The organism is Caulobacter sp., from assembly GCF_017744445.1.
Classification (GTDB): domain Bacteria; phylum Pseudomonadota; class Alphaproteobacteria; order Caulobacterales; family Caulobacteraceae; genus Caulobacter.
Window position 1 is genome coordinate 36,263 of the sequence record NZ_JAGIBH010000021.1, and the last position, 8,899, is coordinate 45,161.

Sequence of the window (8,899 nt, forward strand, 5' to 3'; positions counted from 1 at the left end):
TCCCTTCAGCCGTCGAGCGTGGCGGGCTGGCGGATGTGTCGGCGCAGCACGTCGAAGACATAGGGGTCGCGCCGGGCCAGGACATAGGCCCCGGTCCATAGGCCCAGGCCCAGCGGCAGACCGATCAACGGCACTTGCAGACCCAGCGCCAGCATGGCGGTGAGCGTCCCGATCAGCACGGCGATCTCGCGCGGCGCCCCGCCCAGCGTCACCGGCTCGGCCAGGGCGGTGTGGAAGGCGATCTCGAAACCGTCGACCTGGCCCATCGTCAGAACACCGCGCCGCTCGTGAAGCCAAGCCAGGGCAGGAAGAAGCTCGAGGCGGTAAAGGCGATGGCCAGGCCAAACAGCACGCTGCAGCCGCGCCGGACCATCGATCCCCCCTCCGACACCGCCACGGCGATGCCAAAGAGCGCGATCGCGATCACCCCGATCGCCCGCGCCACCGGTCCGGTCACGGAGTCGGCGATCGCCGTCAGCTTGTCTTCCCAGGGCATGGCGGCGCCGCCGCCCGAGGCCCAGGCGGGGTCGGCGGCCAGGACCAGCAGTCCAGCCAGCAGCATCAGGCGTATGGGACGCAGACACGCGCCAGCGGGCGGCGTCGCGGTGGCGGGCGTGGGCATGACCGGTTCCTCGCGGTTGGCGAGACCCACCGTGCACAGCCCTACATTGCGCCGCAATTTAGAGGATTTCATGGGTGAAAACCCACGGGACTTGAGCGTAACACGCCCCGCGCCCCGCCCCGTGCCCCGCCCCGTCGGTCAGGACGGTGTCGCGGCCGCCTTCCGGAGCGCCGGCCTGGGCGCTAGGCCGTCGGTCTCGGTCTCGGTTTCGGTCTCGGTCTCGGTCTCGGTCTCGGTCTCGGTCTCGGTCTCCAGGTCGGCCACCGTGCGCAGGAACGCTAGGGCCTTGCGCCTTAGGGCCAGACCTTGGATGGCGGCCAGCACCTCGATCCAAGCGCTGGCGTCATCCTCGCCCAGAAACCGCGAGAGGGCGGCGCTGCGCGCGCGGCGAGCCGGGCAAGGCGGCGCGCCTTGCGCCGCTAGCCCCTCGAAGAAGAAGGTCACCGAGACATCGAGCGCCTGGGCGATCTCGTAGAGCTTGGAGGCGCTGATGCGATTGGCGCCGCGCTCGTATTTCTGGACCTGCTGGAAGGTGATCTTCAGGTCCTTGGCGATGGCGTCCTGCGACAGGCCCAGCAGCTTTCGCCGAAGGCGGACACGGCGGCCGACATGCTGATCGATCGGATGGACGCGGGGATCGGGGGTGTCGGACACAGGGCAGGCTCCGCAGAACGAGGATACGGCGCGCGCCGTCCAGGTTCTGACGAGCTTCTGGCCCTCGACCGGAAAAATAATGTCGTGGCCGAGCGCGGCGACGTTGTGCCGACCGAGCGCCACAACGCCGGCCGCTGGCGCCGCGGCCGGCGTGATCGCATGGCTTGCCGACGACAAATCTTCCAGCCGTGGGCGCGCCAGGCGCTCGCTCTGGCCGCCAAGCCTTAGGATTGCGCCCCATGCCCGCCAAGCGCCGCCCATCTCCCCGCGCCAGCGCCTTTCGGCTTTGCCTTAGCGGCGTGATGGCCCTGACGGCGCCAGCGGCGCGGCCGTCCTGATCTTGACCCTGGTCGGCGTCGGCGTCGGCGACGGGGCATGGCCGCGCTATCGCATCGCGATCGACCTCTTCGCCGGAACCTTCAAACTGGGCCTGCTGGCGCTGCTGGGCCTGATGGGAGCTAAGCGCCTGACGTGACGGTCAGATCTCGCCCAAGCGCACCGCCTCGGCGACCGCGTGGGTCCGGTTTCGGGCGTTGAGACGACGATAGGCGTCGGAAAAGTAGCTGTTGACCGTATGTTCGGAAATGCCGAGGAGGTCGGCGATCTGGACGGCGGTCTTACCCTGTTGGGCCAGTTTCAGGCATTCACGCTGACGGGGCGTGAGCAGAAAACGGGGCACGCGATTACTCCGGTTGCGAACTGCAAACCGGCCCTGCTCAGTTTAGAGACGGTACTCCAAACAAAGCCGTTCTCACGCGGCGGTGTCCTTTCACCAGGCTCCTAAAGAACCGGACTCGGCTCAACCTTTACGAGAAACAATCTATCAACTGTTGCGGCAACGGCAATTCCAAATCTGCCCGGCGTTTTGAAGAGCCGCGCAGCGACGCCTCGCGCGCCAGGCGCAAGGCGAGAAATCCATCGAACTGGGCTGCGTGTCGATTTTAGGCCGTCAACGGACGGCTCAGGGGTGACGCCGTTTTCGCGTTCGGCCAGGCTTTACCGCTTTCTGTTGGGCCGCTTCGATCTGGTCGCGGGCGGTCTTCTTCTCATGGTGCTTATCTGCGCCGCCATGAAGCCCTGCTGGCTGCACTGCGGTAATCGCGACGGGGCGTAATTGTCGCGCTTGCCTCTTTGGCAGTTCGCCGACCTTGGTGCTGATCTAGCGCGCGCATTCGGTATCTTCGACGGGGAGGAGGGGGCGTCACTCCGTGGAACGTTCATTGTCGATCCGGCCAATGTTGTTAGGCCTATTTCTGTTAATGATTTCGTTGGAAGAAATCCGGCAGAGAGCTTGAGGGTTCTGGACGCGCTTCAGACCAACGCTCTCTGTGTGCATGCAATCGGCCGGTTGGCGGCATGACGCTCTACGTGACGTCAAGCTCTATTTGCAACGCTTCCCCAAGAACGGCTCGGCGTACTGGACACTCGTTTGCGTCATCCCCAGCTGAGCTCTGCGGGCGTCGACGCCAGCGGGGTCTTCGAGGCTGTAGAGGACGAGCCGGCCGTCGCGGCAATCAAATTGAGAGCCGAAGCGCTGCGGGCGCCCCTCCTGCATCGCTTGGCGATCGAACATTAGGGCGTAAAAATCCCCGGGAATAAGGCGGCGCTCCACGAGTGGCGGCATTTGCGCCAGCGATGTCAGAACGAGTTCTGGATCGAATATGTGTTGAATGACGCCAAATATGGCGGCGTCCAGCGCAATATCTCGGTTCTTCGTGCGCAGCCAAAAGCCGCCGCGCACAAGCCGGATCGCGACGGACCTCATGGTTTCGTCGAGTTTTAGGATTTCTTGGTTAATTCGAGCAATCTCTCGGGCGCGCTCCTCGCCGTCGGGCGCGCTAAGCGCGGCGGCTAACTCCGCCCTCAGTGCGTTGCTGGCTATCGGATAGGCTCTGAGCGCCTCCAGCTCCTGCTCGGACACGTCGCGGATTCCCAGGTCTTGGGCAGTGAGATTTCTGGCCGTGAATTGCGCGCGGGGCGCGCTCGGGAATGTGGCGAGCCCAACCACCAGAAGGGAAACAGTCACGACCTTGAGCGCGAGGCGGAGCACTCGGTTTCGCCCGTCAGGGCGTGAGCTATTGCGGGCGATAGCGAAGAGCATGATCGATATACCCTAGGGCGTAAAGTCGGACTCGACAATCTTTGGGCGCAGATGCAGTTTCGGCGGGACCGCTATCCTTCCCGGCTTAGCTGCGTCGAGACCCAGCAGTTTGCGCTTCCCCAGCAACAGACGGCTGCGCCGATTGAAACGCCTGTCGCTGAGAATCTACTCTGGCTCCACGACGTGCTGAGCGACCTTCCGGCGCGGGAACCGTCTCGGCCCACCGAACGGGCCGCTTGTTCAGCCATCAAAGCGGGGCTCTCAACCGCCGCGAAGCTTGGCGCAAGCCTCCATTCCGCGCGCCTCTGGCTCAAGCCTCGACCCGAGCGGCACTACGATCGAGCCAATCGCCTGGCGGAGAACATATGTCGACAAGCCACCGGTGACGACGCCGCCGATCGTCGTTTGATCGACCGCCACATCGGTAGCCAATGCGCCCAGGCGACGCTTCTGACGTGAGCCAGCGCCGCGTCGCGGTCGAAGGCGCGCGGCCGACCGCGTCCGCGCGAGGGGGCGTTGGCGTCGGTTTTCGGACCTTGTTCTGAATTTTGCATCGATCGTTAGATCAGCCCCTTAAACCCGCCCGGCGCCTTCCTGGCTGCTTATGTATCGATCACTTCATAAAAGGGCTTTGGATTCATATGAAGTATCTGGTTGGCAAGCGCGCCCTGGTGACGGGCGCTTCGCCATCGGCAAACCTCTAGCCGCGTTGGAACGCCATGGTTGATTTATAGACCGATCGGTTCCATATACCGTCTATGGTCAGCAGCACGTCGTCATCGCCATCTCCAGGACGCCCCCGCGAGTTCGAACTCGAAGAGGCGGTCCGCAAGGCCAAGGAGGTCTTCTGGGATCGTGGGTACCACGACGCCTCGCTGCCGGACCTGCTCGATGGGATGGGGCTTTCCAGGGGCAGTTTCTACAAGGCTTTCGGGGACAAGAAGGGCGTCTTCGTGCGCGCCCTCGACGCCTACATCGAGGACGCTCTGCGCGAGGTCGGCGAGGTCCTGGGCGCTCAGGGATCTCCGCTATCGGCCATTCGCAACGCTCTTCTGCGGAATGCGGACCAATCCTTTGGCGCAGAGGGCTTGCGGGGCTGTTTCGTCGTCCTGACGGCGACGGAAATGCTGCCGGGAGACGAGGAGGTCTCGGGCCGGGTCGCTAGCCTGTTCCAGCGGCTCCAAGACCTCTACGCCAAGGCGATCATACGGGCCCAGGCCGCCGGCGAGATCGACCCCCGCCGCGATGCGCCAACCCTGGCCAGGTTCCTCGTATGCCAGATTCAGGGAATGCGGGTGTTGGGCAAGGCGGGCGCCGATCGCGATGACATGCGAGCGATGATCAAACTGGCCCTCGAACCGTTGGGCTGACTCTAATTTGGAACCATACGGTTCCGAATTGTGCGCGAAACTGTTGAGCTGCGCCGGCCCCCGGCAGGAGACGACCTTGAACCACGCCCTGAACACGCAAGCCCGTCGCGACCCCCGCCGATGGACCGCCCTGGTGGTTTTGCTGGCCGGAGCGTTCCTGCCGCCGCTGGATTTCTTCATCGTCAATGTGGCGTTGCCGTCGATCCGGGCGGACCTGCGGGCTTCCGCGGCCGTGATGCAGCTGGTCATCTCGGGCTATGCCACGGCCTATGCGGTGATGCTGGTCACCGGCGGGCGTCTGGGCGATCTCTACGGGCGCCGGAACATCTTCCTGATCGGCATGGCCGGCTTTGCGGCCTCATCGGCCTTGTGCGGATGGGCTTCGGCCGCCCCGGCCCTGGTCATGGGCCGGATCCTTCAGGGCGTGTCGGCCGCCATCATGGCGCCCCAGGCCCTGGCCTCGATCAATGCGATCTTTCCGGAAGACGAAAAATCGAAGGCCCTGAGCCTTTACGCGATGACCTTCGGGCTGGCGTCGATGGCGGGGCTGTTTCTGGGCGGAACCCTGATCGCGCTCGATATCTTCGGGCTCGGCTGGCGAAGCATATTCCTGGTCAACCTGCCCGTGATCGCGATCGCCGCGCCCGCGGCGCTCTTGCTGGTGAAGGACACGCGATCGGATCGCCCCAGCAAGCTGGACGTCGGCGGCGCCGTCCTGCTGGCGCTTGGCCTTTTCGCGCTCATCGCGCCGCTGATCGAAGGGCGCGAGCAGGGCTGGCCGTGGTGGGCGCTGGCCATGCTGGCCGCCGCCGTCCCGCTGTTGCTGGCGTTCTGGCGATTTGAGCGAAAGCTGGAGATGGGCGGCGGCGACCCGATCGTGGCGCCAAGCCTGTTTCAGGCTCCCGGACTGATGCGAGGACTGCTGGCCGCCCTGTTCTTTTATGTCGTCGCGGCGTTCTGGCTGGTCTTTTCGATCTACCAACAAGGGGGACTAGGGCGGACGCCCTTCGCCGCCGGGTTGGCGATTCTTCCGGCGGCGGCGGGCTTCTTTCTTGGCCCCTTTGTCAGCGGGCGGGTGCTTAAGCTGTTCGGGCGATACGCGGCGGCCGCCGGAATGGGCGTGCAGGCTGGGGGGCTGGCGGCCACGGCGGTGCTGATTTCTTTCGGCGCTCCTCGATTTCTGTTCGTCGCGTTGTTCTTCATCGGCGTGGGACAGGGCATCGCGCTCCCGAACCTCGTCCAGACCGTCGTCCGGGGTATCGACAAGAGACAGGCGGGGCTGGCGGCCGGCCTGGTCAATTCGACGTTCCAGATCAGCGCGGCGCTGGCGGCCGCGTTGATCGGCGGATTGTTCTTCTCGGTGCTTGGATCGGCGACCGACGCCCGATCCTTCGGTCATGCCTATGGCATCGCGGCCCTGGCGATCGCCGGTTGTCTTCTGATCGCGGGATGGCTGTCTAGCGACCCTGCCGGTCCCACGACGGGCAGCCCGCCATGACTCGACCAGGCTTGTTCAGACCGCTCAAGCCTTGGCCCGGTCGGCGCGATCCGTCTCCACGTCCGTGGCCGGTAACCCGCTCTTTCCAAAGCAGCGCCGAACAGTTTCACGCAGGAACACCGATATGAACCTCGCCTCTCTTCGTCTCGCGGGCAAACGCGCGCTCGTCACCGGTGCGGCCCGCGGCATAGGCGCGGCCATAGCGCTGAAGCTGGCCGAGGACGGCGCCGACGTCGCCATCACCTACGAGAAGTCCGCGGGAAAAGCCGAGGCGCTGGTCGCCGACCTTCGCGCCCTGGGCCGCCAGGCGGTCGCCATCCAGGCCGACGCCGCGAGTGCTGACGCCGCCAAGGCGGCTGTGGAGCAGACCGTCACCGACCTCGGTGGCCTCGACATCCTGGTCAACAATGCCGGCGTCCTCTTGGCGGGTGACTTTTCCGAGCAGCCGCTCGAGCAGATCGATCTGCAATTGGACGTCAATGTGCGCGGCGTCTTCCTGATTACCCAGGCCGCGCTGAAGCACATCCCAAACGGCGGCCGCATCATCAGTATCGGCAGCAATGCGGGCCTGTCTGTTCCGTTCGCCGGCATAGCCGTCTACGCGGCCACAAAGTCCGCGCTGGAAAGCTTCACGCGGGGTCTTGCGCGTGAACTGGGACCGCGTGAGATCACCGTCAATTTGGTCCGCCCGGGTCCGATCGACACCGACATGAACCCCGCCGATGGCGCTCTGGCGCCGTCCATCCTGCCAAGCCTGTCGATCGCCCGCTATGGTCAGGCAAGGGAAGTGGCCGAAGCGGTCGCCTTCCTTGCCGGGCCTGGCGCCGCCTACGTTACCGGTTCGGGCATCCTTGTTGATGGCGGCATTAGCGCCTGAACGCACGCGCGAAGGGGCAGACTCCTCGCGCCCCGGCTGCGCCCTAAAATCTTATACCTCATGCGATCCGGAGCTGAGTGCCGAGATCGTGTAGCAGATCCAACGTCCGCAACCGGCGCGGGGCAGGAGTTGGACAAGCACTTTACGCTAAGCCGCTAGGCGCGATAGCAGACTGGCCTTTTCGAGCGCATGCTTGAGGCTGGCGTCACCGACGTGCGCATAGATGGCGGTTGTCGAGATGTTTTCGTGGCCCAGCAGGCGTTGTAGGAAGAGGAGATCCACGCCGTCTTCCAGCAAGAGCGTGGCGGCCGTGTGCCTAAGCATATGCGGCGTGACCTTGCGAGAGACCTGGGCCTCGACAGCGAAGAGCCGTAGGCGTTGACGGAAAGCCTGCGTGCTCCAGCCGCCACTTTGAGCGTTGAATAGCACCGCCCTCTCTGGAGACGCGAGCGCGGTCACGAGGGTTCGAAGCCGGGGGTCGACGATGGGAACGCGCCGTTCACGACGGCCTTTGCCCTTGACCCTCAAGCTGCCGGCGGCGTCGAGATCGGAAGGCGCCAGGGCTACGAGCTCGCCAACCCGAAGGCCTACGGAAAGCAGGAGCAGGACCGCGATGGCGAAGTCCTTGTCCGGCGCATCCGCAGCGCATCTCAGCCACGCTGCTCGCGCCAGCAGGGCCGCCTCCTCGCGAGCTAGGCAGCGCGGCAGCGATTTTGCCCGCGGTATGTTGATCTCCAGCGCCTGGAAGGGCGTCTGTTCGAGCGCGCCGATCCGTACGAGGTCCTTATAGAAGCCTCTCAGGCAAGCGACCCGCCGACGCACGGTTCGAATGGCAAGCGCGCGCCCCCGCGAGAGCTCTCGCACGTAGCTTAAAAGCGACTCGGAGGTTGCTTTGAGGGATCGATCGTCGAGGAAGGCGAGATAGTCGGCCAAGTCGGCCCGGTATGCGCGCAGCGTATGGGGGGAGGGATCGCGACGGGCGCTCAAGCGATCCAGATAGGCGTCCGTCATTTCCTTTGTAACAATCATGCTCAGCTCCCTCAAAACGGGGACGGCAGCGCAAGAAATGCACCACGGACGCGTAGGTGCATGCATGCGTTGAAGCTTCACCTTTTTGCAGCCATGCGTGTAGGGTGCGGTGAGGAAATGGCTGGATAATTCGGGATTATGCGTAGCGGTCCGCTGGAGTTTATCAATCGCGGCGCAGAGCTGGCCTACTTCAAGGGCGTCCTGGATCCGCAGTCTCAAGAGCCGGCCCTGGTCGTCGTCCGCGCGCCCTCGGGGTTTGGCAAATCAAGCCTGATCGATCGGGTGCGCGGCGAGATGGACGCGCCCGAACGTCGGTTCTGCTTGGTCGATCCGTCCATCCGCGCCACGGCCGGCGGCACGCGGCTCTACGACGGCTTTTTCCTGCAAAAGTGCGCCGAGGCGCTTTCGGACCTGGCCGCCGACGACAAGGCGACCTGGCCAAGCCTCTCGGAATTCCTCAAGCAGCGGCGATGGAAGACGGCCGCCGAAAAGTCCGCAGGCGACCTCGTCAGCGAGCTGCCCTCGTTCGAGAGCGCCTACAAGGTCGCGCTGGACTACGCGGCCCGTTTACTTGGCGTTGGCCAGCACAGTCCCAAGGCGCTTCTGCAGAGCGATCAGGCCCAAGCGGTCGCCGTCTGCGGGGAATATGCGCGCTTTGTCCTGGACGGCTTTGCGCTGGTTCTGGTCGTGCGCGAGGCCCAGCACTGCGACCTCGAAAGCCTTCGTCGCCTGTTGTCAGCGACAAGAC

11 protein-coding genes are annotated in these 8,899 nt (G+C 64.8%); 5 read left to right on the forward strand and 6 right to left on the reverse strand.

Features of this window, described 5'->3' with window-relative positions:
- Positions 1 to 5 precede the first annotated feature (5 nt).
- From J7528_RS22045 to J7528_RS22055, 3 genes are all read right to left on the reverse strand, one after another.
- Positions 6 to 266 carry a VirB3 family type IV secretion system protein gene (locus J7528_RS22045; RefSeq protein ID WP_291879026.1) on the reverse strand — a complete coding sequence of 87 codons (261 nt, stop codon included), beginning with the start codon at positions 264 to 266 and terminating at the stop codon, positions 6 to 8.
- 2 nt (positions 267 to 268) lie between these two features.
- Positions 269 to 694: a TrbC/VirB2 family protein gene (locus tag J7528_RS22050; protein ID WP_291879029.1), complete on the reverse strand. Its 426-nt coding sequence runs from the start codon at positions 692 to 694 to the stop codon at positions 269 to 271.
- Between the two features lie 66 nt (positions 695 to 760).
- Positions 761 to 1,276 (reverse strand): helix-turn-helix transcriptional regulator, encoded by a 516-nt coding sequence (locus J7528_RS22055; RefSeq protein ID WP_291879032.1) that lies wholly within the window; start codon positions 1,274 to 1,276, stop codon positions 761 to 763.
- A 340-nt stretch (positions 1,277 to 1,616) separates the two neighbouring features.
- Here J7528_RS22055 and J7528_RS22060 point away from each other — a divergent pair, with 340 nt between their 5' ends.
- Positions 1,617 to 1,751: a hypothetical protein gene (locus J7528_RS22060; RefSeq protein WP_291879035.1), complete on the forward strand. Its 135-nt coding sequence runs from the start codon at positions 1,617 to 1,619 to the stop codon at positions 1,749 to 1,751.
- A 3-nt stretch (positions 1,752 to 1,754) separates the two neighbouring features.
- Here the strand turns inward: J7528_RS22060 and J7528_RS22065 are convergent, their stop codons facing one another.
- Together J7528_RS22065 and J7528_RS22075 are read right to left on the reverse strand one after the other, a co-directional pair.
- Positions 1,755 to 1,955: a helix-turn-helix transcriptional regulator gene (locus tag J7528_RS22065; protein WP_291879038.1), complete on the reverse strand. Its 201-nt coding sequence runs from the start codon at positions 1,953 to 1,955 to the stop codon at positions 1,755 to 1,757.
- A 702-nt stretch (positions 1,956 to 2,657) separates the two neighbouring features.
- Positions 2,658 to 3,377 (reverse strand): DUF6624 domain-containing protein, encoded by a 720-nt coding sequence (locus J7528_RS22075; protein ID WP_291879039.1) that lies wholly within the window; start codon positions 3,375 to 3,377, stop codon positions 2,658 to 2,660.
- 758 nt (positions 3,378 to 4,135) lie between these two features.
- Here J7528_RS22075 and J7528_RS22080 point away from each other — a divergent pair.
- The 3 genes from J7528_RS22080 to J7528_RS22090 all read left to right on the forward strand — a co-directional run bounded on the left by J7528_RS22080 (position 4,136) and on the right by J7528_RS22090 (position 7,122).
- Positions 4,136 to 4,747 (forward strand): TetR/AcrR family transcriptional regulator, encoded by a 612-nt coding sequence (locus J7528_RS22080; RefSeq protein WP_291879041.1) that lies wholly within the window; start codon positions 4,136 to 4,138, stop codon positions 4,745 to 4,747.
- Positions 4,748 to 4,823: 76 nt separating this feature from the next.
- A complete protein-coding gene (locus J7528_RS22085; RefSeq protein ID WP_291879044.1) occupies positions 4,824 to 6,245 on the forward strand; it encodes an MFS transporter in 1,422 nt (473 codons plus the stop codon).
- Positions 6,246 to 6,369: 124 nt separating this feature from the next.
- Positions 6,370 to 7,122, forward strand: coding sequence for an SDR family oxidoreductase (locus J7528_RS22090; protein ID WP_291879047.1), 753 nt, complete (start codon positions 6,370 to 6,372; stop codon positions 7,120 to 7,122).
- Between the two features lie 147 nt (positions 7,123 to 7,269).
- Here J7528_RS22090 and J7528_RS22095 read toward each other — a convergent pair whose 3' ends face one another.
- On the reverse strand, positions 7,270 to 8,151 hold the full coding sequence (locus J7528_RS22095; protein ID WP_291879050.1) for a tyrosine-type recombinase/integrase: 882 nt from the start codon (positions 8,149 to 8,151) through the stop codon (positions 7,270 to 7,272).
- A gap of 138 nt (positions 8,152 to 8,289) precedes the next feature.
- Between J7528_RS22095 and J7528_RS22100 the strand changes: the two genes are divergently transcribed.
- The coding region (locus tag J7528_RS22100; protein ID WP_291879053.1) for a hypothetical protein at positions 8,290 to 8,899 on the forward strand (610 nt) is incomplete at its 3' end.